The sequence below is a fragment of the Sphingobacterium sp. B16(2022) genome (assembly GCF_012030425.1).
Taxonomy (GTDB): domain Bacteria; phylum Bacteroidota; class Bacteroidia; order Sphingobacteriales; family Sphingobacteriaceae; genus Sphingobacterium; species Sphingobacterium anhuiense.
Genome location: NZ_JAAUVN010000001.1, coordinates 1,197,050 through 1,222,799, shown reverse-complemented (window position 1 = coordinate 1,222,799; position 25,750 = coordinate 1,197,050). Strand labels below are relative to the sequence as shown.

The following is a 25,750-nucleotide window of genomic DNA, read 5'->3' as shown; positions in this document are numbered from 1 at the left end:
GTACCTTACGTGATCATTCACCACATCACTTACCGATTTTTGTTATTCATAAAAAGTGCGCAGTACTCTGTAGAGCTTGATTCCAATCAACCTTTACTAATACATACATCCTTTTCTTGCTAGCAGATCGATCGACTTCCGCAAGTTATCAAGTTATATCTTATGACATGAAGGGTGGCACAGAATTAAATAATTTTTAATAAAAACTATAATATAATGCAAGAAGGAACAGTAAAATTCTTTAACGTTACCAAAGGTTTCGGTTTTATTACACCATCAAATGGTGGTCAAGATGTATTTGTACATTCAACAGGTTTACTAGATGACATCCGTGAAAACGAGCGTGTTACTTATGAAGTAGAAAACGGTCAAAAAGGTGTTAACGCATTCAATGTACGCGTAGCAAGATAAAAGAATTGGGGAATTATATTGTAATTCTCTCTATTTCTGATGTAGTGATTAGCAATTATGCTAATTAACTACATTTTTTACAATAACCACTCCCACCCACAAATAGTATGGTGCATATCTCATATGCTTATCCTGCGAAACCTCTACAAACTCATAAAAAACTGTATTCAATTGGCCCTCAATCATCTAGCGGCAATGCACATTTATGATAGAAACCTGAGCATAAGCAACTTAAAGCCAATGCTACTATTCTTTATTTAAAAGATTCTCCATTTCTAAAACCGCTATTTTTCTATTTTCATGATATCGCTCAACTTCAACATTTACGATTAAGCCATCCACTATAACCGGGCTTCTGATTTCAACAATTTTTGAATCATCATGTAATATCCAAGCTAAAAATTGTCTACCATTATTTAACTCCTTGTAAATATCGGGTTTTCTCATAGCACTAAAAATCTAAAATTCAGCTATAAAGGGGGATTAAACACCCCCTCGGATAACACGCAATAAAATAACGATGATGGCAATCACTAATAGAATATGAATAATCCCACCAGTAAAAAATCCTCCAAAAAAACTGATCGCCCAAATAATTATCAAAATTACGGCGATTGTGTATAATATATTTCCCATAGTAAAGTAATATTAGATTTAAAATAAAGAAGCCGGTAGTATATACCGGCCTGTTCTTGATCAATTTATTTTGCTGCTCCGAGATTAGCTTCGCTCATTGCAATTTCAGTCAATAATACATCTGTATCCTTTTCCTCCGCTAATGTAGCCGCTAACAGTTCTTCTGCTTCACTGTGTTCCATCAATTTCGCATAAGTAACAAGACAACCATAGGTTGCAATCTCGTAATGCTCCACCTTTTGTGCAGCGGCGATCAAAGCAGCATCCAGTACTTCAGGGCTATCCTGGAATTCTTCCAAAATTTCATCAGCCTCGTTTAATAGGCCTTCCATCGCTTTACATTTTTTACCACGAGCGGTCATATCCAGACTCGAGAATACCGCTTTTAATCTTTCAATCTGCCCTTCTGTCTGTTTATAGTGCGTTTTAAATGCTTCTTTTAAACTATCACTATGAGCTCCGTCTGCTAACTTTTTTAAACCTTTAAGCAGTTGCTTTTCCGCACCCAGAATATCTTTCAACTCATCTACAAATAATTCATGTAAGTGCGCATTTGGCATTTCGCCATCTTTGTTTTTTTTAGCCATGATCTTAAGTTTTAATTTAAACTACACTAATAACTTATGGGACAGATAATAGTTCATTACGAAATATAGAACGCGTATAAAAAAGAAGATATTAGGTAAAAATCTCGTTATAAAAAATTTAATACTTCGTCTTCAAATGACTTTTGAAAGCGAAGTATTATTAAGAATAATAATATATAAGAAAAATTGATAAGAAAAAAGCAAACCACTTCTTGTCCTATTTGTTTTATAGATGACAATTATAAAATAATACATATATGGAAGAGGAAAAAATGAATTTGGAAGGTCGACTTATCAACTATCAGGAGTATTATGAGGCTCTAGAACAACCTAAAACTTTTAGCTTTGATTATAGTCCGCAGCGATTAATTATTAAAAATTACACATTACGAAATAAGGATAAATCTCTTTACGCTAAATTCCTCAATACTTTTTTTCCTGATAAGGAAGAGGAAGAGCTCTTAAATTATGATAAGGAGTTATTATATCTCAAAAGATTCGGAAAGGATGAATTGGCGAGATGGCTGATCGATTATAATGTACGCCTATTGCAATCGGATATTAATTCGACAGATAAAGATGCCATTTTTAAGGTTGTTGCAATCCCTGCTGAAGATGATGTAGATAACTACTTAGCAAAGGATCACCTGATACTCCATCATATATTACCGCTTGATGTATTAGAATTCCCATATCCGGTGTGGATAAACATTAAATTGCCACATACAGGATCATAAGCAACTTCATGTTGGAAAAGTCTTTTTATTATTCTAGTAAACTTAAAAATTATAGCGATGTTGTATATTTTAAACGAAGACACTTACGACCTTACTCCTACATTTAGTGAAAATCTGCTGATAGATGGAGCTAATGTGGTGAAAACAACTTTTATTAATTCTAAAAATGAAAAATATTTTATGATTTGTTCCGCTGATGTAGCAGATGCATTTTTTGATGACAACAACGTTGAACTTGATATTTCAGATGCCATCAAAAGAATACAGGAATAAGTTGTTGCCTTTACCGAGCTGAATAGCCCGACACACAAAAGGTTACAAAATAATCTAAAACACAACAATAGAGCCGATTACATCAATTGCAATCGGCTCTTACCTTTAGACCTGCTTTGGTTTTGAAAATACACTCTGTAAGATAACAGATAACATAACAAAAGCACAACCTAAATAAAACGAAGTATTGACCTCTTTACCCTCATTAAAAAATATAAATGCTAAGATTATGGAATAAATAGGTTCTAAATTGAAGCTTAAATTAACCGTAAAGGCAGGTATTACCCGTAAAACTTCCGCAAACAGGACATACAACGTGACGGTACAAAAAGCGGCTAGCAATAATAGGTAGAGTAGATCTGTTGTAGAAGGAAGCAACGTTGTCACTGGAAAAAAATAGAGATAAAATGGTAATAGTATTCCCAAACCGATTGTCCCTCCTACCATTTGATAGTAATTGATGACGATGCTATCATGCTTTTTTACCAACCGCTCATTAAATACAGTATACAATGCTGCAAATGCGGCTGATATAACTCCAAGCCATATCCCAAGCTGATAAGATGAATCAAAATGAAATATTAAACTGATGCCTAATAAAGTTAGGCAACTTAATAAAAGCTGTGGGACTGAAAAAGGTTTTTTGTTGATCAGAGGTTCGAAAATTGCTGTAAATAAGCTTGTCAAACAGTAACAGACCACTCCGATTGATATGTTTGCATATTTTATACTGGCATAGAAAAATATCCAATGGATGGTAATCAACATGCCTACAGAACTTACAGTAAGTTTTTCGGGCATCGACTGCTTGATATCTTTTTTAAGGAACTTTAAAACAAAGAACAATATAATTGCTGATAAAAGTACTCGGTACCACACTAATAAACCCTCGTTTAAGGATATTAATTTACCAAAAACTCCCGTAAAACCGGCTAATATAACAGCAATGTGTAAGCGTAAATATGATTTTTTCATGAAAATGAGCGTATTTCTTTTTTATAGTTAATATCTAAATTTTTGACATACTGATGAACACGGCTTATCAGCCGAAAGTATGTCAATCTATTTTAATAGGACATTACGCTATTGGAGGAGGAAGGCTACTTTTTCTATTCATGATTGATTCAAAAATAACTTTTTTTTATTAAACATAAGCAAGATATAGTATTTTTCTGCTTGCTAATATCCCTGAATAAAAGTATTTTGCTGTTATATGAAAATTCATGTATTAAAAGATGGTGACTTCTGCGTCGACAAAAACAAGGTATTTACTCCTTTGGAAGAATTAGCAAGCGCGACAGGCCTTAAAATGGCTGTCCAGCCTTTTCTAATTGAGGTTGAGGATCATGTTGTTTTGCTGGATGCAGGGCTAGGGAGATATCATAAAGGATCTCCCGTAATACTTAATAACCTACTAGCCCTCGGTTTCAATCCCTCATGTATTACAACTATTTTATTGTCACATCTCCATAAAGACCATATTGCTGGCTTAGTCAATACACAAGGAAATGAATGGTTTCTGAATTTTCCTGATGCAAAGATTTATATACAGAAAAGAGAATATCTTTTTGCTAAAAGTAAGACCAATAATCCCTCTTTTGATTTTGACATTTTGGATTTTATTACCGAAAATGGCACCATTGTTTGGATGGACGATGATAGAGGTGTTATATGCTCAGAAATTTCTTTTGAAGTGACAGGCGGCCATACGCCCTTTCATCAGGTGTTTTTAATTCGCGACAAAGAAAGCATTGCCTTCTACGGTGCTGATAACCTCCCAACAGCAGGCTATTTAAAATATCCAATTGCATTTAAGAGCGATTTCGATGGTAAGAAAGCCATGGAGCAACGTACTGAATGGGAAAAACTTGCAAAAGCGCAGCATTGGAAAGTGCTTCTGTATCACGACATGAAAAGAGCTATCTTAGAGTTCTAAAATTTAAGCTGACCATTTAATCCTGCTGTTTAAATTTCATTTCCAAAGCCGCGAAAGTTTTTGATGCCATGAATCAAGCAACTTGTAGCAATAACTGCTGCAGTACCCATGCTAACAAGGAAGATAGCTGTTCCGTTATCTCTATTGGCAACCGCTACAGCTATTAATGCCCATACTCCTACTAAAGCATATTCGCGCATATTACGCTTCCAGGTCATAAAAACATTAACAATACCCGCTACAATTACCATGATCATTGTCCAGTATAACGGTGAAATATTCCATCCATTCCAATCGATTTTAACGAGATAAGCGGCTATGTTTGCGATTAATGCAACCGATATCCACCCTGCATATAGCGAGAATGGCCACCAAACGAATGCGACAATACGAAATGGAGGATTAGTCAGTGCTACGTTAACATTCACAACAATCTTCAATAACGTTAGCAGTAACAAAATCATCAATAATACAGAAATTCCGATATAATCTGTCAACCAAGCAATAACCCATATACTATTTAACAGGCATGAAACCGTAAACCATGCTCCTACCCGATCTATAATTTGGCTCTCTTTCTTTGCTTTCAATATGAAAAATGAATACGTAACAAAACCGATCAAAAGCAAATAAATCAGTCCCCAGATAGAGAAAGCAAACGACGCGGGAGTAAAAAAGTTATGATAGTCATCGGAAACAGTTTTCATTGTTCTGCCATTTATGAAACCGGTATTTGATAAGTAATTAATAACGATCGTAGTTAATAAAGCCACAAGATTAGTAATCGCAAGGGTAATATTTTTCATAGTATGTTGATTATAATTCAATAACAATCAAACAACGTAGTCGTTTGCCATTCATATGTTAAAATTTACACCTCATGGGATCAAAGCTTCTTTTGCCAATTTATTTCAACTTCATCGAACTTTTTTGATCCTAAAAAGGTTCTAAAGTGATAAAAGAAATATAATTAAGATGGGATCAAATGAATTTGTATTCAAATTTTCGATGAATTCGAGACTTTGCCTAGTGCAGAAAGATAGCGTAAGCAATTCTAGTCAATTGTATAATTCTCACTGAGAAGCATGAATTTTATTTTAAGTAAAACATAACTTTTACACGTTGCTCTACCTGGTAAATCTTTTTGAAAACCATCATATTTCTATAGCAAGATAGTTTCGCCAAAAAAATAGGGTCACAGCCTGTTCAAAGCTGAGACCCTTTTATATACCAAATTAATAGCACGGTGATGAACCGAATATCAAAATTAATAACTATTACTTCTTATTTTCAACAATGCGTCCTAAAACCCGTATTTAATTTAAACATACGGTACAAATACGAAAGCGAACATAAAGAAAATGGATATTCACGCACTTTATAAAAATAAAAATTATGATCCTAGAAAATTTAATCGGAATCACTGCCGGAATTTTAACATCAATATCCATGTTGCCTCAGCTTTTAAAAGTGATTAAGGAAAAAACCGTTGAAGACCTTTCTTTGCCCATGATCATTATTCTGATAACGGGCTTATCCTTATGGGTGTGGTATGGAATAATAAAGAATGAATTACCGATTATTATTTCAAACGCTTTTGCTGTCCTAGTCAATTTGTTTTTACTGAGTTATTACCTGAGATTTAAGGACAAATAAGTATAGCAACTAGGATCTTCTCTCCTTATTACCTATTTACTTTTTTACTAATCTCTAAAACTCGAACCTTTTGCTTTATCAGTTGTTGTATAAGAAATGCATCAAAACCAATACGAAACAAAAACCATGACTAGCAACCAAAAGACAGCAACCGAATAAGGGTAATCTTAATTGCTATCCATAACAGTTTACTATTCTGGGTGGAAGTATGATGTTGGTAAGATAAAATTTCAAAAAAAATCACTTATAATAAAAAAAGATGAATGTAAAACGAATTTTCGGAACGATACTGACGCTATTAGGTGTTGTAGGAATGATTTATACGGGCTATGAATTGGTTAATAAGAGTACGGCTTATACGACGCTCATCGTAGTCGGAATTATTGGACTAATCTTTTTCTTCTCTGGAATAGGCTTGGTTAAAAACACCAAGGACGAAGCGTAATGCAATTCCAAAAACTTCCTTAATTGCTAATTTATATGACTATTAGTACATAATTGTGCAGTTATTCTTTATCTTTAAATACAAAAAGAGACGTACAGCATGAATAAGATTGATATATCTGATAATTTAGCAATTCTGGAAAAGGAAAATAATGAACTTAGAAATCGCGTTGCTGAACTCTCCGACTTTATTGAAAATGGTTCTGTCCCATTACATTGGGTGGATGAGAGCGGGATTATTATTTGGGCAAACCAAGCAGAATTAGATCTACTGGGTTATGACAAAGAAGAATATATTGGCCATCCGATCAGTGATTTCCATAAGGATGCAGCAGTAATCGAAGAAATTCTTAACCGCCTTACCGCCAAAGAAACCATACGGGATTTTCCTGCAAGATTGAAATGTAAAAATGGTTCTATTAAGTATGTTGTAATCAGTTCAAATGTACTTTTCAAAGATGGAAAGTTTATACATTCGCGCTGTTTTACAAAAGATGTAACGCCGCTGGTTGAAGAAGAAAAAAGGAAAAACAAGCTCATGACTTTACTGGAAGAGAGTGAAGAACGACTTAGACTGGCCATTGAGGCCACTGATCTAGGCACTTGGGACTGGGATTTTGAAGAAAACAAACTCTATATTTCTAAACAAGCCGAAAAAATTCTTGGGCTACACCTCAATGACCTTAACTACCACCACATTTTAGAGCTCCTTCACCCAGAGGATCAAAATAACGTTAACTTTATAATACAAAAGCTAAAAGAAAGCAGTTCCAATTCACACTTTGATTTTCTATGCCGGGTATTAAAGAGCGATAAAAATAGTACCATATGGATACGCGTTCAAGGAGCTACCTATATGGATAATACAAATAAGATGCATAGAATTATTGGTTCGGTACTTGATATTACTGAACTTAAAAATTCGGAAACTAAAAATGCTGAACTGGCGGCAATTGTTAATTCTTCCAATGACGCCATTGTCAGTAAAACTTTAGAAGGCATCGTAACAAGCTGGAACGCTGCAGCAGAAGAATTATTTGGGTTTAAAGCTGGTGAAATAATCGGTCAGCCTATTTTGAAGTTAATTCCTGAAAACCGCAAAAGTGAAGAGGATCATATCCTTGCGAAATTACGAGCTGGTCAATCATTAAAACACTTTGAGACTATTCGTATCTCTAAAACGGGACAGCTGCTGGACGTATCTCTAACCATATCACCCATCAGGGATAGTGCTGGTCAAATAATAGGAGTTTCAAAAATTGCTAGGGATATTTCTGAAAAAAAACAGGAAGAAAGGAGGAAAAATGATTTTATCTCCATGGTGAGCCATGAACTGAAAACTCCGCTTACCTCCATTTTATTATTTACTCAGATCATGCAGAAAAATTACCAGGACAATAAAAATGATCTGGGTAAACAGATGAGTAACAAAATTGAAACCCAATCTAAAAAAATGATTGCCATGATACGGGATTTCCTCAGCCTCGCCAGGATTGAAGAAGATCAATTGCAAATAAATAAAGAGTCCATAACACTTCTATCTTTATTTGAGGAAGTGCGAGAGGAAGCGCAATTGATGATATCTAAGCATAAAATTAAGTTTGCCTGCGCAGAACCAATTACAATCTTTGCAGATCATGATAAAATAGCACAGGTCTTTACCAATTTGATTTCAAATGCAATAAAATATTCACCTGCCGGTGGTACCATCACGATTGGTTGTGAGAAAAAAGACGGGAAAGTCAAATTGTTTGTTAGTGACGAAGGTATCGGAATTGCTAAAGAAGATCAAGAAAAGTTATTTAACCGTTTCTACAGAGTTGATAATGATGAAATTGCACACATATCAGGGTTCGGCATCGGGCTTTACATTGTTTCTGAGATCCTGCGTTATCATGATTCAGCAATTGAAGTAGAAAGCGAGAAAGGATCTGGAACGACCTTCTACTTTTCACTTGATGAGATCGGTGATCCAATCCCTAGCTAGGAATAAACATAAATAGAAACGTCCAATTAGTCATTAAATTATCCTGGGATCTATCCAGAAAATATCACGTAATAACACGAGTTCTTGCGGGTTAATTAGATTATAGATCATTTCCTCTGTATCATCTAAAATTCCCCAATGATGGTCATGCTCTTTCACAGCAAGTACTTTCAGAATAGCATCTTCGTCGCATATCCAAATATCTGATTCCATAACGGTTACATGATGCTTTTTAAACCATTTTTCAGCTTGATTTGCATCCAGACACATTAGCGTTTCGGTCAGTTCTTCTATATCCCGCCTTTCATAAGTCACATGCTCCTGATAGTACATCGCTAGGTATTTAAAATAAATGTCGTGGTCACCCGTACGTAAGGCATGATTCCGGATCAGTAGCCGTTGTGGATCGAATGAAAAATCGTAAATTTCTGGATTGGCTGTGAAATGATAACGAAGATCATATAGTCTACATTTCTGCTGCAAACGTTGCGAATGATCATCTTCTACAAATACTTCTCCACCAAATTTATTATCATCTATGTGTTTTAAAATCTGATCTATTACGAGAATGGTCGGCTTTTTTAGATAAGTATTACTTCCATTAAAATTCATTTGTAGAAGATATTCGTGTACATTGTGAACCCGGAGAGGTTGCCATGTCGAGTTAGATAAATCAAGAGAATTATAGGACGTCAATAAGTTATATCCTCTGCACTTGAGATCTAGAAGTAAGGGTCGGGATAAGGAAGTGAATCGCATAACATGTAGGAGATTAGGTAAATAAAAAATTTTACTTCATAGTAGTTTGTTGTTATTATAGAACAAATCTGTAATTCAAGTTGTTTGCTTTTTTATTCGGTTTTTGAAGAAAATTTATAATTTCTTTTTATCTGGAATATAAGAATCAACTTTATAAGCGCTTATGTGTTATACAATTACAGTTCACAAAAGATTTTAGTGAGTCACCGATTTTATGGAACTCATTGCTTTGATATTGTTTATTTAACTACTAGAAAGGAGAATTTATGCCCTGGTACAACAATGATTATCCACCGTCCTATAAAAACCAGCCCGTTGAAATTCGTGATAAAGCTGTAGAAATTGCGAATGCGCTATTAAAAGAAGGCGCCAGTGAAGGAACGGCTATTGCAATAGGACTAAAGCTTGCGCGAGAACATTTTGCAAAAAAGGAGGCTGATAATAATATCGCAAAACTTATGGATGATCACGATACGTGATCATCTACCAGCTTCACTCTAATTTATATCAATAATTTGAAATTTACCTAAATGGTTCATTAATATGATAATAATCACAATACGATGCATTCTTAATGGCAGATTGCTATATAAAGATCGTGTCGCTATTGTAAATTCCATTAATCAGGACTGCAGTAATGAAATTTTTCTTACCCTTGTCTTCTGATTTAAAAAATGAATATGCTCTTAGTCTGATGCGGGTTAGCATAGCAATAAGCAGATTAATCACTAAGCCTAAAAATGACAGGACCGGAATAAATAAAAGTACAATCAGGTTTTTCATATTTAAAAGTTATAACGGAAATACTATTATAAAACAAAGTGAAATAAAAGTGGTTAATAAAATATTTTAAAACAGGTATAATTTGGTAAGAAATCATTGTATGTACGTGAGACTACAAGTCAAAATACCTGATTGATAAAATCATAACTTTCTATCCAGAATAGTAAGAAAATACCTGTTTTTTTCAAATACTACGCATTCGAAGCGTCTTCTTAAACATTGTTCGTTTCAAGCCGTTCTTACTTTGGGAAATCTCAGCTAAGAAGAGAGTAATGTAAACTTTAAAATGTAAAACAATGGCAAAAGATCACGGAAAACAGATTAAAGACGATGCTCAATATGAAGCATTACGCAAGAAAGGAATGAGTAAGGAAAAATCCGCACGAATTGCAAATTCTCCGGATGCCAGCAAGAAAGGCGGAGAAGCTACTGACTTGGATTCGAGGACAAAATCGGATCTACTTGCAGAAGCAAAAAAAATTGGCATAGCCGGTAGGCATTCAATGAAAAAAGATGAACTGATAAAGGCTATTAGGAACCATTAAATTTATTTCAATTAATCAAAATAATTTCTTCCGCATTACATGTGGCGGCGGAATTGAATATTAACAAAACATTTCCTTCACAAATTTGGAGCACATGAAAACATTAACACCTTCATCTCACCCATCTGTCGCTCTAAATCTACGTTACGTTACAGATACGGAACCTGGTTATTGCCGCACATACACAAAAGGCAAATTCACTTATCTATCCAAGAACAAGCCTATCAAAAATAAAAATACTTTAAAGCGGATAGCGTCTCTTGTGATTCCACCAGCATGGGAAAATGTCTGGATATGCAAATTTAAAAATGGTCATATACAGGCAACAGGTATTGATAAGCGTGGTAGGAAGCAATATATTTATCATCTGGACTGGTCAACCATACGGAATGTCAAAAAATTTGATCGTTTACTGGGCTTTGCAAATAAGATGAAACTACTCCGCACGCAATTGCGGAAAGATCTACGGAAAAAGAAATTATCCAAAGAAAAAGTCTGTGCGATTGCAATCTCTACCATGAATGCAACTTACATACGTGCAGGAAACAAATCCTATGAACATAACTACGGCTCATATGGGCTCACCACATTGAAAAACAGACATGTCAAAATTGACAAAAATGAAATCTTTTTTAAATTTAAAGGGAAAAAAGGCGTACTTCAGCAGGTTTATATCAAGGAAGCAAAAATAGCTAAAATGCTTAAAAACGTCAAAGAAATCCCCGGTCAGGAGCTTTTTCAATATTACGATCATGATGGTGCTATTCAACGGCTTGATTCAGGAGATCTGAACCGCTATTTAAAACAAGCGATGCAAGAAGATTATACCTGTAAAGATTTCCGTACATGGGCAGGTTGCACGCTTGCCTTTATGATGATGGCTAATGAGCCTTATGGCGAACTTATTTCTGAACGTAAAAAAGTACTGGTCACCATCCTTGATCATGTCGCTAAACAACTCGGCAATACCAGATCAGTTACAAGGAACTATTATATTCATCCGGAATTGCAGAAACAGTATGTAGATGGTGATTTAAAAAATGAATTATTAAAACTTAAACGGAAAATGGTGCAAAATACAGATGGTGCGACCGAAAAAGCGCTGCTGAAATTTATCAGATCACGTTGTGAAAAATAACCTATTACATTTGATCATCGTGCAAACTATAAAAAAAAGGGGCAATTGCCCCTTTTCCCTGTTAACCTCAATATTGAAATGATTTTTTATACTAAACGCTTGATATAATTAAATCGTATCGGAAATGGTATCTCGTAACAATTTAATCTGGTCGTGCGCAACCAATTGTTTACTTAATTGATTTTCAATTAAGCTGACCACATGGATGGATAAAGCCTCCCGATCTTCTTCAAGGGTCTTCCTATAGGTAGCTTTAAAAGCATCTTCTCCTTTTTCACAGCTTTCCAATAGACTTTTACGATCATTTCCCGAAATATTAACTTTTATATTCATCCAAAGTCTAAAAAGTTTACCGCTCAACATCGTACTGTCTGTAGGTTGTTCACCTTCAAGTGTGACATATGGAGTAAGCTCGGTAATAAACTGTTCTGACTGCAGGATATATTTGGCAAATATACCACCTAGATCATCGATCCGCATACTATGTGCTAGATCTAATGCTTCTCTATATCCAGCTATCCTATCGTTGTTAATTTTTATCAGATCATTGATAATTGCCGGATCATTTGCTCTGTTTTCCATAGCTCTATTTTTTGAAATATAAATTTAAAACTCTTGATTTATCTAGAAAACAACCTCAAGGCAGAAATAGTTTAAATCATAATCATTTCGGGTATTTAGAACATTTGAATCGTATTTATAACCCCTAGGGGAAGTACTGAAGCATGCATGATGGCTTTAAAAGAATAGATTAATTTCGTTTTGTGTTGATTGCTTTACTCCATTCTGTATGTCTACATCGTGGACATTTTGATTCTCTATTATGCAATTGTTCGATAAAACCACAATACATGCAGGCGTGAAAGTCATATAACTGAAATGATTCAACTTTTTTATAATCATCTGGAAATAAAGGCAGACCATACTTCACCTCATCTTCTGGGTAAAATAAAATACTCATCGAACCATCAATTTCTAATAAGGCCATTCTCACTTGACCTAAGTGTTCAACCGACTGATTACGTAGTTCGGAAAAGAATTCCATTTTTGAAAAGTCACCATCATGTTCATGTTTTAAATCAAACATTCCATCCCTCACAACTACCATCGCTTCGCCTTCTAAAATCTTATTGATAAACACCGATTTTGATGATAACCAAGTTATAAATTTATAGATAATGATAACCGAAAATAATACAACAAAGGCATAAATAACGGGTAATTCTTCTTGAAACATGGGATCACCAGCCGCCGATCCGAGACTCAGAATAATCGCCACCTCGAAAAGCGTTAATTGCCTTACACCTTTTTTTCCTGAAAGCCTAAGAATCACCAATATCAGGATAAACATGATGACTGACCGTCCCACAATTTCTAAAAGGAAATCCCATTCCGCGCCTTCCCAAATTATCTTTTTCATTTCAAACATACGTCCTCTGCACTAAGGTTTTACCTGCTCACGAGGAAATGTATCTGGCTCTGGCATATCATTCAATTGATCATTTTGAGGATCAACGCCGGCCTCCCCGTCACCTTCCTGCTTTTTATTTCTCTTATCTACAACTGAGGTAATTGTTTTCTTTTTCTTCGGTTGCTTGTCCTTATCAACAATACCGACTTTTGCATTTTCATTTTTAGTAGCCATAATCGTATTCATTTAGTTTATTGTAATGATATAACGTGGTGCTATGTCAAAAGTTTGTATTTCAATTACCGTAACAAATACCTGAAATTAACGACAGTATACCTGATCAATGCTTCAAAAATATACTTTAAACGTGCATCACGTATCCTTCTACTTATCCTAAAGTATTCTTAAACAAACTTTTAGTCTTTCAGAATTGTTCTTTTGGTGATGACATCATAAATACGTTATAGCTTTAAATCAAATCACTATGGATGAGACTTATGCATATGTACATGAATTGCTGAATCGCCAGATGGCACTTCGAGCAAAAATTGAAGATAGCCCCATTGCAGGTGATATTCAATTTGAGTATGGACATGATTATTATCAGGAAGAAACGAGGTGCATGGGATTGCGCATGATCAGAGATGGATTGGATAAAGAAGGCGAAAAATTAATCTTAGATTTTACAACTGAACACTACCCTGGCAATGAAGAAAACGAAAAGAAATGGATTGGTAAGATGATGCGATACCTTAACGCAATTACTCCAACACTTATTGACAATTTACTTGCAGAGGGTTATACTGCTTTACAGAGTAATGTAGAACTTCCAAATGAGAATGCCATCTTCTATCCTATCTACGATTTAAATACGGACACAAAACGCCTCTTATTTATGGATAGTAATATTTTAATCGATCTGAAGCAGGCAGATGCATATGAAAATTTGCAGGGTTGGGTCTATTATACTTCTACATAATGGAGAAATTACAAAATCAGATAGTTCCTCAACCCAAGTAAATCTATTGATTCACATGAACATAAGTTCATTTTTAATTGTTATTCTATTAAAAAGATGAAGAATATTATTCCAACCCAGAAAGAAGGCAATAAACTTGACTGTTTTGAAACAGTTGAGTTTACAAGCACTGAAATTGCCAGCGAGGCTTTTATTATAGCATCCTACAACCTATTGGCGGTCAATGAATGGCACAAAATTGCAGAACTTCCTGCGGCGGTATTTAAGCTTGTTGACAACAATGGTCTCGAATTGCATCGTCCACTTCAGTTACACGATTACATCAAAATTGATATTCCAGGACCTGGATTACCCCGAACAAAAGGTTATGACTGGGTTAACGTTGTGCATATGGAATCTAAGGAAATGGCCGAATTTAAAATCCTATCAGTCAGTCTAAAGCCATGTCCAGATCCTACTGATCCTGAAAATAAAGAAACAGCACATTTTTTTGAGGGAATAGCGACTTCGACTTTGATTGTTGAGCAAAGAAATAACAGTTTATTGTTTCAGTATGCTGGACGAAATGAGGTTTTAAATACCGAAAATACGCATATCATCGATAATGTCCGAAACTTTATGGTAGGACTTGGTGCGGTTTTGGGGGCATCTTATCCGCAATGGAAGGCCCTTATTAAAGGTTTTGCTAATGATGTTAAAGAAGTGTAATTACAAATCAGATGCTTTGATTTACAAATATTCAAAATACTTCTGCTTGTTTCCTTTTTAAGGATCATACGTTAATCAGGCATATTAAAGACTGCATAATCATTAAAATAAACCCTCGTTATGAATAAAGATGCTGTGATCTTCATTTCTAAAAATCACAGCATCAGTTTTTTTATGATACTGCGGTACTGTTCTTACTATAGTTTTCAATTACAGATAGGATATCCAACAGATCACTAATAACCTGATCCGGATTGGCAGTAGCCAATTGTACAGCGGTATGTGCTCCTGTGGTGATACCTATGCTCAATCCACAGCCTGCATTTTGTCCTTCTTGAATGTCAATCGTTGAATCGCCAATTTTTGCAACTCTTGAAGCATCGGTAATACCCATCTTCGCCATTGCTAATTGAATCATATCTGGTTCTGGTCGATTATGTTCAACATCCGAAGCAGTAATGAGAAGATCAATGTCTTTACCTACTTCCCAATTCAGTTTTTTCAATAATGATTCTGCTGTCAATCGATCATATCCAGTATTAAGTACTCTTAAAATACCCATATCTTTTAACTTTATGAAAAGTGCTGCCGCATTAGTACATGGATAAATGGTTTCCACTTCATAAGCACTTTTAAGCTGCACAAGAAACAATTGAAAAATCTCTGTTGCCAATTGATCATTTTCTAAATCTAAACTATTTTTCAAGATAGTTTTTATAGCTTCCAACTTTTCTTTACCTGCACCATGCTCTAAAACTTCTTCTAAACTAAGATCAAAACCACCAACGCTATTGATTGCATTTCTAAGTGTTTTATAAACGATGTTATCTTCATTAACAGTTGTTCCCGCCATATCAAATACGACCATCTTAATTTTACTTTCCATATCTTTCTATTGTGTTATTATGCTATTATTTATTTTAATCAATCTATATAGGCTGTATGAGGCCTTTATGCCTATTTCGGCTACATTTAAAACTCAATGATAATTAATTTCCACCTTTGTCCTCAAAGCATGTCCGTATTCCTTATTCTCAGTATTTACAGGCGCTATACTGTCAAGAGGATGTAAAACAAACCTTTTAGAAAAGGTTCTAATCTAAAAACAAGTCGATTATAGCCTTTAATTTCCTTCCATACAGTTATGTATGAACTTACATGAGCCCTGTTACACAACAATCTTCCTTCAAATACGATCTCACATTTCTATATGTTTAACAAAACTAAACTTTGTTCATTAAAACTAAACAAAATTTATGTTAAATTTTTATTAATTATTTTTAAACACGATCATGAGTAGCTAAAAGTTTCGAAAACGGTGTGCTTAGATCCTTAAGGAATTGCTGAATAGACATCTTAATACTTTATAATGACTCATACAGCTAAATTTATTGTTAAATTTGTCTAGGGAATAATTCTTTCAATTTCTATTACATAAATACGCTCAGAGACACTTTCGTCTTTTTAGCATGGTAGAATTATTGCTAAGGCAAACATAATTTTGTGCATGAAATTTTTATTTAAAATATTTTTTCTTTTTTTTATAATCTTCGGGATCTTCTTTGGTGAAAGCAAGGCCAATGATATTCAATATCTCGCTAGCCCTTGGGTACAGCAATTTACAAAATCTACTTACAAAGCCGGCAATCAAAACTGGGGCTTGAGTGTCGATCAGAATGGTCTGATTTACGCCGCTAATTCTGATGGTTTATTAGAGTATGATGGCGCATACTGGAATCTCTATCCTCATCCTAATAAAGGTATCGTCCGTGTTGCACAGGTACATCCAGATGGGAAAATCTATACGGGAGGCCAATCAGAATTTGGCTATTGGCTGAAAAATAATAATGGTCGTTTAACCTACCATTCCATAAGTAAGCGCTTACTTAAAGATCTTAATGATGAGATCTGGAAAATAATCATTCAAGACCATCGGATTATCTTCCAATCTTTCTCTACGATCTATATTTATGAAAATGAAAAGATCAAAACTATTACTGAAGATGGAGAGCCTTTTCTATTTGCATTTCAAGCCAATAAGAGAATTTTCGTAGAAAAAATACCGAGTGGACTTCATGAACTAAAAAATAATAAGCTCATTCCTGTTTCGGGTAAAGAGCAGTTAAAGGGACATAACATTTTAAGTATTCTTCCTTTTGATGCAGCGTCATTCTTAATTGGAACAGCTAAAGGCGGATTATTTTTAATGAGCAAATCTGGAGAAATAACGCCCTGGAAAAATGACATCAATGAAGAATTAAAAAATGTACAGATCAACAATGGGATCAAGCTACTCAACCATTATTACGTATTCGGAACGATCTTAAACGGTATCTACATTCTTGATGAAAATGGATCTTTTGTTCAGCATATTAATAAAAGTGTTGGTTTGCAAAATAATACCGTTCTTAGTTTAACAGTAGATAAACAGTCAAATATATGGTCTGGTCTGGACAATGGTATTGACCGCATTGCGATTAATGCTGATCTCTACTATTATTCGGATAACTCAGGAAAACTTGGTACCATCTATTCTGCAAAAATTTACCAAGGATATCTTTATTTAGGGACTAACCAAGGTCTATTTTATACTTCATGGAATCCGAACAAAAAATATCAGTCTATAGACTTTAAGATGATCCATGGCTCTCAGGGCCAAGTATGGAATCTAGAAGTAATCAATAACGTATTGGTATGTGGACATAATACAGGTACCTTTCAAATTCAAGGTACAGCGATGTCCTTACTATCACCAAAAACAGGTGGTTGGGTTATCAAACTGCTTTCCCCTCATGCACCATATGTACTACAGGGAAATTATACAGGTGTGTCCCTATTTAATAGTTTACCTAATGCATTAACTTATCAGACGCAATATCCTAATTTCAGATCTGGCGTACAATTATTAGAAACACAAAGTAAAAATTCGGTTTGGGCGGCAGGTTACAATGAACTGAATCTACTTAAATTTTCAGATGATTTTAGTGTTATTAAACAGATTAAACCCTATGCCCAAAAAAATGGTTTACCCAAATCGGGTTATTTAGGTGTTTACAAATTGGCCGCCATCAATGTTTTTACGACTGATAGTGGGCTATATGTTTATGATGAGCTTATTGATAAATTCACGCCCTATCATCAATTAAACAACAAATTGGGCACATTCTCCAAAGCAAATAAGATCATACCAGCAGGAAATAATAGCTATTGGTTTATTAATAAAACCAGAATTGCTTTAGTCGATTTATTACAAGGAGGGCAAATTCGGGTTGATTCCATCAAATTAGCTTCTCTAGAAGATAATATGATGAAATATTATGAAAATATCTCGGCTCTCAATCCTAATCAATACCTGATCAGTATCGATAATGGCTTCTCTTTGCTCAATTTGGGAAGGGATAATTTTAAACCCACTGATGTGCCGGCTCCCCTCATCAGGAATATTAGATCTCTTTTCTCAACGGACAGTATAGATTTTAATAATGATAAAGAAATAGTTGAGATAAAATACAAAAACAACAGTATACAAGTATCTTATGCGCTACCTTATTACACTGAAACTGCTGTTCAATATCAATTTAAATTAACAAACACGCAGGAGGAATGGTCTGATTGGTCTAAATTACCCTACAAGGAGTTTACGAATCTGGCAGTTGGTCAGTATATATTTACAATTCGTGCAAAACTGCCAAACGGTTTTATCACTAAGGAAACAAAAGTTGAAATCGAAATCCTACCTCCATGGTATAGAACCTGGTATGCTTATTTAGGGTATTTAATATTACTGGTTTTAGCAATAAAAGAAGTCCGTAAATGGTACAACAAAAAGCTAATTAAACATGAGAAACAGGTAAAAAAGGCTTATTTGCTTAAACAAGAGGAACTTTTAAAGCAGGAAGCAATCCGAGCACAGCAACACTTGATCGAAATTAAAAATAAGCAACTGGAACAGGAATTATATAATAAGAATAAGGAACTGACTAATGCTACGATGAATATTGTGCAAAAGAATGAATTATTAAATGCACTGAATCACGAATTATTACAGTTGAAGGATGAAAATGGAAATAAACTGCAACCTGAGCAATTACAAAAAGTGGCCAAGATCCTTAAAAATGCTTATGAAGATAATATGGACTGGCATCTGTTTGAGCAGAGTTTTAATGAAACTCATGAGAATTTCTTTAAAAAGTTAAAGCATCAATTTCCCGAATTAATGCCCAATGATTTAAAACTCTGTGCCTATCTGAGGTTGAACATGAGCAGTAAAGAAATTGCCAGCTTATTAAATATAACGACACGTGGTGTCGAGATTAGACGTTACCGATTACGTAAAAAATTGAATATAACAACTGAACAGAATTTAACTGATTTTTTAATGAATATTAGTTAGAAAAATGCCCTTAATCGTGGAACCCTATCTACGACATGAGATCATGATGTTATTAAAACACACTAAAACACTACATCATTACCTCTCACGCGCTATAGTGTGCTTTAAACACTTAGTATTAAATAAAGTAATATATCACTTACTTTAATAATCTGACTATCAGCAAAGTTATTTCTTTAAATTGAATTTTTACGTTTAGCTCAAATGGTGATGTATTAATGTATAAGTGTTAAATTATACATTTCGCATACTACATCACATCTTTGCTGTATCAAAATTTAATGAAAGGGTTAAATTTTGTTAACAAACATTCAGATTAATTGGAATTGATAAATTAAAATAACACAAAAGTCACACCTATGAGGAAGTTATTTACATTACTATTACTCCCAGCATTTTGCCAATTCAATGTGTCAGTTTATGCACAGAGTGGAAAAGTGATTACTGGAAAAATTACAGCTAAATCTTCAAACGCTGTACTTTCAGGAGTAACCATTGCGGTTAAAGGAACTAGCGTTGCTACGCAATCTGACGCGAATGGAGAATTTAAAATTACAGCAGACCCCAATCAGGTTTTAATTTTCCGCTATATCGGTTATGATGGAAAAGAAGTTGTAATTGGTCAACAGAACAATGTACAAGTCAATCTAGAAGAACAAAATACGGCTTTAGATGAAATCGTGGTTATTGGTTATGGTACAGCTAAGAAAGTCGATCTAACTGGTTCTATAGGCCGTGTTACTTCAAGTGACATTGTAAAACAACCGGCATTGAATGCTGTTCAATCTGTACAGGGCAAGATATCTGGTGTTAACATCATTGCTAATGAAGCTCCGGGTTCTGCTCCAACAGTGATTATCCGCGGTCTAGGAACAGCTTCAGGTGGTCGTAATCCATTGTATATTGTTGATGGATTTCCAGTCGAAAATATCACCAATATCAACTCAGCAGATATCGTTTCTATCGATGTCCTAAAAGATGCTTCATCGGCTTCTATTTATGGTCTGCGTGCCGCAAATGGTGTGATCTTAGTGACAACTAAAAAGGGGAAAGCAGGACGTGCTCAGATTACGTATGATGGTTATGTAGGTGCCAAAGGCATTCTAAACCGTGTTAAAATGGCTGATGCGAATGAATATGTGACCCATTACAATGAAAACTTAGCAGTAGTTGAAAAAAATGGATCTCCTTTAGCATTAAATCAAAAAAACAATACCAATTGGTACGACGAACTTTTACAGACTGGTATAGTGACCAATAACGTCGTTAGCTTATCTGGAGGTTCAGATGCAGTAGATTATTTCTTTAGTTATAACAACTTTACGGAAAAAGGAATTACGGAAGGCTCTCAATATGTACGTAACACGATCCGTAATAATAATACCTACAAATTCTTTGATAATAAATTAAAACTTAGTCAGACTTTAAACATCTCTTTTGCTAACGACCGTAATAAACCGCTAAGTGCTTTTGATGCGGCCTACCGTCAGTCACCCTTAGTTCCTGTTATGTATGAAAACGGACGCTACGGAAGACCTATATACAATAAAACAACCGGAGAGGCTACATATATTCTGGCTGCAGGTCAGCAGGGAGGAAGGTTAAATGATGTGGGCAATCCTGTTTACGAGAACAAAATGCAACAGCAGTATAACAAGAATCTGAGCATCCAAGGTGGACTTCAAGCAGAATACCAGATCACCAGCGACTTAAAATTCACCTCTCGCTTGGGCGTAACAAAATACTTTTCACAAAATAGAGGTTTTAATGATATCAAGGATCGCTACTTAAATACAGATCCTCTCAATACTGCTGCAGAATTTGAAAGATTAAAAGCACAAAACCCGAATTCATTGACCTATGCAAATAATAGCTTAAATATTGCTAAAACAGAAACATTCAGATGGGTATGGGAAAATTTTGTTTCTTACCAAAAAAGTTTCGGTAAGCATAATATAGATGCAACATTAGGAAATTCAAGAGAGAAAGTCGATATCGGAAATATGTCTGATTTGACCGGATATGATGTTCCTACTCAATCACAATACTGGAATATTGACTTAGCAAAAAACAAAGAGAAGCAAATTAGACAAACTTCTTACACACCTACTGCATTAATTTCTTATTTTGCTCGTGCACAGTATAATTACGACTCAAAATACTATTTAACTGCTACTGTACGTCGTGATGGATCTAGTAAATTTAAAGCATCTGGCGAATATTTTGACATCTTTCCTTCCTTTGGAGCGGGTTGGACCGTATCCAATGAGAGCTTTATGCAAGGCTCAGGCATCGATTTCTTAAAAGTAAGGGCAAACTGGGGTAGACTAGGTAACCAAAACATCCCTTTGAACGTTTCTCAGATATTATCATCGCCAGGATCCGATAATTACAATTATGTCTTTGGCCCGAACCAAGATCTTGTTTTTGGAGCAGCATATGGAAGTCCAGCGAGAAATTTAAGATGGGAAGTAACTGAAGAATCAGGATTAGGAGTTGATTTCACCTTATTAAATAACCGTTTAAGTGGTAATGTGGATTATTATAATAAGACCAACACTAATGCTATTTTAGAAGTAAAACCTTTATTGAATTCGCCATTTTCTCAAAAATATTTTGATCATGGCGGAAAAGTATCAAATCAAGGGGTGGAGATTGGTTTAAATTGGACCGATCAAATTAATGAAAACCTATCCTATAGTATTGGTGGTAACTATTCTTACAACAAAAATACTTTAAAGGATGTTAAACCTGCCTATGATGGTACTGAGGGAGGAAGTTTAAATAATGGTCAGCTTACAAAACAGTTAAAAGCTAATCAACCTATTTATGCTTGGTACATGTACGAAGCAGTTGGGGTGTGGCAAAACGAAGCTGAAATTGCAGATGGCGCTGCAACAACCGGAGCAAAACCTGGGTACCTAAAATACAAAGATCAAAATGAAGATGGTGTTATCGACGCAAAAGATAAAACATTCCACGGATCATATCTTCCTTCTTCGACATTTGGTTTAAATCTAAGTGTCAACTATAAAAAATGGGATTTCACAGCTCAAGGTTATGGGGTTGCAGGAAATAAAATTTACAATGGTCTAAAAGGTACCCGTGTTAATGGTGGTGAGAACGTAACTAAAGAAACTTTTGATAACCGCTGGACTGGCGCAGGAACGTCTAATACACATCCTGGAGCAGCTCATGATGCCTTAGCTTCCAGTTACTATTTAGAGTCAGGAGCCTATTTTAGAATCAATAACTTAACATTAGGTTATACCATTCCAAAATTATACAATTCAACTTCTAAAATTAGAATGTACGTAACAGCACAGAACCCTTTTATTTTCACAAAATATACAGGTTTCTCTCCTGAAATAACAGGTGCAAATTCTGGTGTTCCTTCGGAAACTGCGGGAATTGAGCTTTCGGCTTATCCAACAACACGTAATTTTATTTTCGGAGTCAATGTTTCATTCTAACTTTTAAAAATTAAAAATCATGAAATTTAACAAATTACATATAGCCTTAATTTTAACAGCAGGTTTGAGCATGTCTGCCTGTAAAGATTCAGCATTTTTAGATGTTCCTTCTCAAGAAATTGTAGAAGAAGCTGATAAGGAACAAGCGTTCACACCGGAGGGTTATGTGAATGCAATCTACGGTATGTTTACAGACTGGAATTACTCCTTTTCTTATGTTGCGATTACGGATATGCTTTCTGATAATGCCGACAAAGGCTCTTCTCCAACCGATCCAGGAGGTGACAAACAAGAAATCGACAGATTAGAGTATACAAGTTCATCCGGTTCCTTTGGAGCATTATGGTCACATTGGTATAAATCAATCGGACGTGCCACGCAATCTATTGAAGTGACTCAATCATCAACGATAGAAGATGCAACTTATAAAAATAGATTAATCGGTGAAGCTAAGTTTTTACGCGCCTTAAATTATTTTTATTTAGTGCGTGGCTGGGGTGATGTCCCTATCCAAGAGCAGGATTTAATAATTCGTGCGCCTAAAGCTGATGTTTATGCTTATATCATTAAAGATCTAAGAGAGGCTATAGACGCTTTGCCTTTAAAATCTGCTTATGAATCTAAAGATCTGGGTCGTGCTACCAAAGGCGCCGCGCAAGCTTTATTATCAAAAGTATATTTATACAATCAAAATTGGAATGAGGCCTACACGTTAGCGAAAGAAGTGATTAACTCCGGTCAATATGGTTTGGAATCGAAGTACGAAGTTCTTTGGCGCGCAAGTTCTGAGAATGGTACCGAGTCGATCTTTGAATTCCAGGCGCGTGGAGAAGCGATTGCACATGGTGTTCAACAATATTCTGAAGTACAGGGTGCACGTGGTGTTACCGGCTGGGGCTGGGGATTCAACACACCATCTGAGAATTTGTTAAACGCATTTAATGCGGAAAAAGATAATATCCGTCGCGACGCGACCATTATCTTCCGTGGAGAAACTTTGTGGGATGGCCGTGTTGTTGGAACAGGAGTTGAAAATCCAATGTACAATGAGAAAGCATACTCATCGGCAAATGCAGGTGCGGCTGATGGGGATAAAAATGTACGCTATTTACGTTTAGGCGAGGTATATTTGATCTTAGCAGAAGCAGCTAATGAAATGGGCAACACCGGAGAAGCGACAGCTGCTCTTAATACCATTCGTACTCGGGTTAAATTGCCTAATACCACAGCGATCAATCAAGCGGACTTACGCAAAGCAATCTGGAAGGAACGCCGTCTAGAATTAGCTTTTGAGCACGATCGTTGGTTTGATCTAGTTCGTACGAAACAAGCCTCTGAAGCTATGAAAGCGGATGGAAAAACATTCACCGACAAAAACTATTTGTTCCCAATTCCATATGAACAATTAACACAAACACCAGATATGGTGCAAAATCCTGGTTTTTAAGCCAACATCTTAATAAAACATCGAAACTGGGACTTATTAGCACTAAGTCCCAGTTCTTTAATATCCATCGCTCTACTTACTCTACTATGAAATTAAAATTTAATCCCAAGCTTATCTTAGGCTTAATCTTAATTGGTACAAGCATTACTGCGTGTAAAACACCTCAGACCTTGCAAAAGACCAGTATTTCTGATGATTCTTTAATGACTTTGGTACAGAAGCAAACCTTCAACTATTTCTGGGAAGGTGCAGAACCTAATTCGGGAATGGCAAGGGAAAGAATCCATATCGATGGTCAATATCCGTTGAATGATTTTAATGTTGTCACTGTCGGCGGATCCGGATTTGGTATAATGGCTACAATCGTAGCTGCCGAACGTGGTTTTATCTCTGCTGAAGAAGCGACTAAAAGGTTTGATCGCATTGTCGATTTTCTGGCAAAAGCCGATCGTTACCATGGCGCATGGTCACACTGGATCGATGGTCCTACTGGAAAATCGAAGGTTTTTGGAAATCAGGATGATGCTGCCGATATCGTAGAAACTGCTTTTATGGCCCAGGCCTTAATCTGTCTACGTGAGTATTACCAAAATGGAAACGACCAACAAAAACAAGTCGCTGAAAAAGCAGACGCACTTTGGAAAGGTATTGATTGGAATTTCTTTCGCAATGGCAAAGATGTTCTGTACTGGCACTGGAGTCCAACACATGGTTGGGGTATGAATCATGCGATACAGGGTTATGATGAATGCTTGATCAGCTATGTGCTGGGCGCGAGCTCACCGACACATCCAATCCCTGCCTCCACTTATCATAAAGGTTGGGCAAGAAGTGGTGCAATCGTATCCAGTGCTGAGAAGTTTGGAATTCCACTGGTGCTAAAACACAATGCACCTGAAAATGCTGTCGGTCCACTATTCTGGTCTCATTACTCCTACTTAGGTTTAAATCCGAAGGGCTTACAAGATGAATATGCTGATTACTGGAAAGTGAACGTTAATCACACTAAAATTAACATTGAATACGCTAAACAAAATCCTCATCAATTTAAAGGATATGGCGAAAACTCATGGGGATTGACCGCGAGCTATTCTGTAAAGGGATACGATGCTCACCATCCTGATAATGATAAAGGTGTTATTTCTCCTACAGCAGCGCTATCATCAATTCCATATGCTCCTAAAGAGAGTTTGCAAGCGATGCGCTATTTTTATGAACAAAAAGGTGCAGAGCTTTTTGGTAAATATGGATTTTATGATGCTTTTTCAGAAACAGAAAACTGGTATCCACAGCGTTATCTAGCAATTGACCAGGGACCTATTGTTGTCATGATTGAAAATTACAGAACTGGATTGATCTGGAATTTATTTATGCAGGCTCCCGAAGTTAAAGCAGGATTGAAGAACTTAGGTTTTAAAGGTCCGAATCTATAAGCATTTTATTCACA

At 35.5% G+C, this 25,750-nt stretch carries 27 protein-coding genes; 16 read left to right on the top strand and 11 right to left on the bottom strand.

Annotation, left to right across the window (positions count from 1 at the left end; genetic code table 11):
- Positions 1-216: 216 nt before the first annotated feature.
- Positions 217-411: a cold-shock protein gene (locus HCX49_RS05380; RefSeq protein ID WP_021188372.1), complete on the top strand. Its 195-nt coding sequence runs from the start codon at positions 217-219 to the stop codon at positions 409-411.
- 246 nt (positions 412-657) lie between these two features.
- Here the strand turns inward: HCX49_RS05380 and HCX49_RS05375 are convergent, their stop codons facing one another.
- From HCX49_RS05375 to HCX49_RS05365, 3 genes are all read right to left on the bottom strand, one after another.
- Positions 658-858 carry a hypothetical protein gene (locus HCX49_RS05375; protein ID WP_132767806.1) on the bottom strand — a complete coding sequence of 67 codons (201 nt, stop codon included), beginning with the start codon at positions 856-858 and terminating at the stop codon, positions 658-660.
- Between the two features lie 36 nt (positions 859-894).
- Positions 895-1,047, bottom strand: coding sequence for a lmo0937 family membrane protein (locus tag HCX49_RS05370; protein WP_021188375.1), 153 nt, complete (start codon positions 1,045-1,047; stop codon positions 895-897).
- Positions 1,048-1,112: 65 nt separating this feature from the next.
- Complete coding sequence (locus tag HCX49_RS05365) at positions 1,113-1,634, bottom strand: ferritin-like domain-containing protein (protein WP_206368252.1); 522 nt, start codon at positions 1,632-1,634, stop codon at positions 1,113-1,115.
- A gap of 257 nt (positions 1,635-1,891) precedes the next feature.
- Between HCX49_RS05365 and HCX49_RS05360 the strand changes: the two genes are divergently transcribed.
- Together HCX49_RS05360 and HCX49_RS05355 are read left to right on the top strand one after the other, a co-directional pair.
- On the top strand, positions 1,892-2,371 hold the full coding sequence (locus HCX49_RS05360) for a hypothetical protein (protein ID WP_132840216.1): 480 nt from the start codon (positions 1,892-1,894) through the stop codon (positions 2,369-2,371).
- A gap of 57 nt (positions 2,372-2,428) precedes the next feature.
- The gene (locus tag HCX49_RS05355) at positions 2,429-2,644 is read left to right on the top strand and encodes a hypothetical protein (protein WP_168126413.1); all 216 of its coding nucleotides are present in this window, start codon (positions 2,429-2,431) and stop codon (positions 2,642-2,644) included.
- 105 nt (positions 2,645-2,749) lie between these two features.
- Here HCX49_RS05355 and HCX49_RS05350 read toward each other — a convergent pair whose 3' ends face one another.
- Complete coding sequence (locus tag HCX49_RS05350; RefSeq protein ID WP_168126412.1) at positions 2,750-3,619, bottom strand: DMT family transporter; 870 nt, start codon at positions 3,617-3,619, stop codon at positions 2,750-2,752.
- Between the two features lie 238 nt (positions 3,620-3,857).
- On the opposite strand from HCX49_RS05350, the gene HCX49_RS05345 reads away from it, so the two are divergent.
- On the top strand, positions 3,858-4,580 hold the full coding sequence (locus HCX49_RS05345; RefSeq protein WP_132767800.1) for an MBL fold metallo-hydrolase: 723 nt from the start codon (positions 3,858-3,860) through the stop codon (positions 4,578-4,580).
- A 29-nt stretch (positions 4,581-4,609) separates the two neighbouring features.
- Here the strand turns inward: HCX49_RS05345 and HCX49_RS05340 are convergent, their stop codons facing one another.
- Entirely contained in the window at positions 4,610-5,386 is a 777-nt protein-coding gene (locus HCX49_RS05340; protein ID WP_168126411.1) for a tryptophan-rich sensory protein, read from the bottom strand.
- Positions 5,387-5,975: 589 nt separating this feature from the next.
- Here HCX49_RS05340 and HCX49_RS05335 point away from each other — a divergent pair.
- The 3 genes from HCX49_RS05335 (at position 5,976) to HCX49_RS05325 (ending at position 8,667) form a co-directional block, all read left to right on the top strand.
- Positions 5,976-6,236, top strand: coding sequence for a SemiSWEET transporter (locus HCX49_RS05335; RefSeq protein WP_206368250.1), 261 nt, complete (start codon positions 5,976-5,978; stop codon positions 6,234-6,236).
- Positions 6,237-6,495: 259 nt separating this feature from the next.
- Positions 6,496-6,681 carry a hypothetical protein gene (locus HCX49_RS05330; RefSeq protein WP_021188383.1) on the top strand — a complete coding sequence of 62 codons (186 nt, stop codon included), beginning with the start codon at positions 6,496-6,498 and terminating at the stop codon, positions 6,679-6,681.
- A 99-nt stretch (positions 6,682-6,780) separates the two neighbouring features.
- Positions 6,781-8,667, top strand: coding sequence for a PAS domain S-box protein (locus tag HCX49_RS05325; protein ID WP_132767796.1), 1,887 nt, complete (start codon positions 6,781-6,783; stop codon positions 8,665-8,667).
- 33 nt (positions 8,668-8,700) lie between these two features.
- On the opposite strand, the gene HCX49_RS05320 is transcribed toward HCX49_RS05325, so the two are convergent.
- On the bottom strand, positions 8,701-9,279 hold the full coding sequence (locus tag HCX49_RS05320; protein WP_168126410.1) for a hypothetical protein: 579 nt from the start codon (positions 9,277-9,279) through the stop codon (positions 8,701-8,703).
- Positions 9,280-9,692: 413 nt separating this feature from the next.
- On the opposite strand from HCX49_RS05320, the gene HCX49_RS05315 reads away from it, so the two are divergent.
- Entirely contained in the window at positions 9,693-9,905 is a 213-nt protein-coding gene (locus HCX49_RS05315) for a hypothetical protein (RefSeq protein WP_021188388.1), read from the top strand.
- A 106-nt stretch (positions 9,906-10,011) separates the two neighbouring features.
- Here HCX49_RS05315 and HCX49_RS05310 read toward each other — a convergent pair whose 3' ends face one another.
- Entirely contained in the window at positions 10,012-10,209 is a 198-nt protein-coding gene (locus tag HCX49_RS05310; protein ID WP_168126409.1) for a hypothetical protein, read from the bottom strand.
- Between the two features lie 296 nt (positions 10,210-10,505).
- On the opposite strand from HCX49_RS05310, the gene HCX49_RS05305 reads away from it, so the two are divergent.
- Positions 10,506-10,754, top strand: a complete 249-nt coding sequence (locus tag HCX49_RS05305; RefSeq protein WP_132767791.1) for a Rho termination factor N-terminal domain-containing protein — start codon at positions 10,506-10,508, stop codon at positions 10,752-10,754.
- Positions 10,755-10,848: 94 nt separating this feature from the next.
- Positions 10,849-11,892: a DNA topoisomerase IB gene (locus HCX49_RS05300; protein WP_132767789.1), complete on the top strand. Its 1,044-nt coding sequence runs from the start codon at positions 10,849-10,851 to the stop codon at positions 11,890-11,892.
- 108 nt (positions 11,893-12,000) lie between these two features.
- Here the strand turns inward: HCX49_RS05300 and HCX49_RS05295 are convergent, their stop codons facing one another.
- The 3 genes from HCX49_RS05295 to HCX49_RS05285 all read right to left on the bottom strand — a co-directional run bounded on the left by HCX49_RS05295 (position 12,001) and on the right by HCX49_RS05285 (position 13,537).
- Entirely contained in the window at positions 12,001-12,474 is a 474-nt protein-coding gene (locus tag HCX49_RS05295; RefSeq protein ID WP_021188392.1) for a ferritin-like domain-containing protein, read from the bottom strand.
- Positions 12,475-12,643: 169 nt separating this feature from the next.
- Positions 12,644-13,312 carry a DUF421 domain-containing protein gene (locus HCX49_RS05290; RefSeq protein WP_232789261.1) on the bottom strand — a complete coding sequence of 223 codons (669 nt, stop codon included), beginning with the start codon at positions 13,310-13,312 and terminating at the stop codon, positions 12,644-12,646.
- Between the two features lie 21 nt (positions 13,313-13,333).
- Positions 13,334-13,537, bottom strand: coding sequence for a hypothetical protein (locus HCX49_RS05285; RefSeq protein ID WP_031287256.1), 204 nt, complete (start codon positions 13,535-13,537; stop codon positions 13,334-13,336).
- 250 nt (positions 13,538-13,787) lie between these two features.
- Between HCX49_RS05285 and HCX49_RS05280 the strand changes: the two genes are divergently transcribed.
- Positions 13,788-14,282 (top strand): hypothetical protein, encoded by a 495-nt coding sequence (locus HCX49_RS05280; RefSeq protein WP_132767783.1) that lies wholly within the window; start codon positions 13,788-13,790, stop codon positions 14,280-14,282.
- 96 nt (positions 14,283-14,378) lie between these two features.
- Positions 14,379-14,990: a hypothetical protein gene (locus HCX49_RS05275; protein WP_021188397.1), complete on the top strand. Its 612-nt coding sequence runs from the start codon at positions 14,379-14,381 to the stop codon at positions 14,988-14,990.
- 172 nt (positions 14,991-15,162) lie between these two features.
- Here the strand turns inward: HCX49_RS05275 and HCX49_RS05270 are convergent, their stop codons facing one another.
- Positions 15,163-15,876 carry an HAD family hydrolase gene (locus tag HCX49_RS05270; RefSeq protein WP_132767781.1) on the bottom strand — a complete coding sequence of 238 codons (714 nt, stop codon included), beginning with the start codon at positions 15,874-15,876 and terminating at the stop codon, positions 15,163-15,165.
- Between the two features lie 621 nt (positions 15,877-16,497).
- On the opposite strand from HCX49_RS05270, the gene HCX49_RS05265 reads away from it, so the two are divergent.
- The 4 genes from HCX49_RS05265 (at position 16,498) to HCX49_RS05250 (ending at position 25,736) form a co-directional block, all read left to right on the top strand.
- On the top strand, positions 16,498-19,383 hold the full coding sequence (locus HCX49_RS05265) for a transcriptional regulator (protein WP_168126408.1): 2,886 nt from the start codon (positions 16,498-16,500) through the stop codon (positions 19,381-19,383).
- Between the two features lie 359 nt (positions 19,384-19,742).
- Positions 19,743-22,856, top strand: a complete 3,114-nt coding sequence (locus tag HCX49_RS05260) for a SusC/RagA family TonB-linked outer membrane protein (protein WP_132767777.1) — start codon at positions 19,743-19,745, stop codon at positions 22,854-22,856.
- 19 nt (positions 22,857-22,875) lie between these two features.
- On the top strand, positions 22,876-24,303 hold the full coding sequence (locus HCX49_RS05255) for a RagB/SusD family nutrient uptake outer membrane protein (RefSeq protein ID WP_021188399.1): 1,428 nt from the start codon (positions 22,876-22,878) through the stop codon (positions 24,301-24,303).
- An 86-nt stretch (positions 24,304-24,389) separates the two neighbouring features.
- Positions 24,390-25,736: a glucoamylase family protein gene (locus HCX49_RS05250; protein WP_021188400.1), complete on the top strand. Its 1,347-nt coding sequence runs from the start codon at positions 24,390-24,392 to the stop codon at positions 25,734-25,736.
- Positions 25,737-25,750: the final 14 nt, after the last annotated feature.

Coding starts and splice junctions, on each gene's coding strand:
- HCX49_RS05380 (WP_021188372.1), top strand. CDS start 217: ATGCAAGAAGGAACAGTAAAATTCTTTAACGTTACCAAAGGTTTCGGT.
- HCX49_RS05375 (WP_132767806.1), bottom strand. CDS start 858: ATGAGAAAACCCGATATTTACAAGGAGTTAAATAATGGTAGACAATTT.
- HCX49_RS05370 (WP_021188375.1), bottom strand. CDS start 1,047: ATGGGAAATATATTATACACAATCGCCGTAATTTTGATAATTATTTGG.
- HCX49_RS05365 (WP_206368252.1), bottom strand. CDS start 1,634: ATGGCTAAAAAAAACAAAGATGGCGAAATGCCAAATGCGCACTTACAT.
- HCX49_RS05360 (WP_132840216.1), top strand. CDS start 1,892: ATGGAAGAGGAAAAAATGAATTTGGAAGGTCGACTTATCAACTATCAG.
- HCX49_RS05355 (WP_168126413.1), top strand. CDS start 2,429: ATGTTGTATATTTTAAACGAAGACACTTACGACCTTACTCCTACATTT.
- HCX49_RS05350 (WP_168126412.1), bottom strand. CDS start 3,619: ATGAAAAAATCATATTTACGCTTACACATTGCTGTTATATTAGCCGGT.
- HCX49_RS05345 (WP_132767800.1), top strand. CDS start 3,858: ATGAAAATTCATGTATTAAAAGATGGTGACTTCTGCGTCGACAAAAAC.
- HCX49_RS05340 (WP_168126411.1), bottom strand. CDS start 5,386: ATGAAAAATATTACCCTTGCGATTACTAATCTTGTGGCTTTATTAACT.
- HCX49_RS05335 (WP_206368250.1), top strand. CDS start 5,976: ATGATCCTAGAAAATTTAATCGGAATCACTGCCGGAATTTTAACATCA.
- HCX49_RS05330 (WP_021188383.1), top strand. CDS start 6,496: ATGAATGTAAAACGAATTTTCGGAACGATACTGACGCTATTAGGTGTT.
- HCX49_RS05325 (WP_132767796.1), top strand. CDS start 6,781: ATGAATAAGATTGATATATCTGATAATTTAGCAATTCTGGAAAAGGAA.
- HCX49_RS05320 (WP_168126410.1), bottom strand. CDS start 9,279: ATGAATTTTAATGGAAGTAATACTTATCTAAAAAAGCCGACCATTCTC.
- HCX49_RS05315 (WP_021188388.1), top strand. CDS start 9,693: ATGCCCTGGTACAACAATGATTATCCACCGTCCTATAAAAACCAGCCC.
- HCX49_RS05310 (WP_168126409.1), bottom strand. CDS start 10,209: ATGAAAAACCTGATTGTACTTTTATTTATTCCGGTCCTGTCATTTTTA.
- HCX49_RS05305 (WP_132767791.1), top strand. CDS start 10,506: ATGGCAAAAGATCACGGAAAACAGATTAAAGACGATGCTCAATATGAA.
- HCX49_RS05300 (WP_132767789.1), top strand. CDS start 10,849: ATGAAAACATTAACACCTTCATCTCACCCATCTGTCGCTCTAAATCTA.
- HCX49_RS05295 (WP_021188392.1), bottom strand. CDS start 12,474: ATGGAAAACAGAGCAAATGATCCGGCAATTATCAATGATCTGATAAAA.
- HCX49_RS05290 (WP_232789261.1), bottom strand. CDS start 13,312: ATGAAAAAGATAATTTGGGAAGGCGCGGAATGGGATTTCCTTTTAGAA.
- HCX49_RS05285 (WP_031287256.1), bottom strand. CDS start 13,537: ATGGCTACTAAAAATGAAAATGCAAAAGTCGGTATTGTTGATAAGGAC.
- HCX49_RS05280 (WP_132767783.1), top strand. CDS start 13,788: ATGGATGAGACTTATGCATATGTACATGAATTGCTGAATCGCCAGATG.
- HCX49_RS05275 (WP_021188397.1), top strand. CDS start 14,379: ATGAAGAATATTATTCCAACCCAGAAAGAAGGCAATAAACTTGACTGT.
- HCX49_RS05270 (WP_132767781.1), bottom strand. CDS start 15,876: ATGGAAAGTAAAATTAAGATGGTCGTATTTGATATGGCGGGAACAACT.
- HCX49_RS05265 (WP_168126408.1), top strand. CDS start 16,498: ATGAAATTTTTATTTAAAATATTTTTTCTTTTTTTTATAATCTTCGGG.
- HCX49_RS05260 (WP_132767777.1), top strand. CDS start 19,743: ATGAGGAAGTTATTTACATTACTATTACTCCCAGCATTTTGCCAATTC.
- HCX49_RS05255 (WP_021188399.1), top strand. CDS start 22,876: ATGAAATTTAACAAATTACATATAGCCTTAATTTTAACAGCAGGTTTG.
- HCX49_RS05250 (WP_021188400.1), top strand. CDS start 24,390: ATGAAATTAAAATTTAATCCCAAGCTTATCTTAGGCTTAATCTTAATT.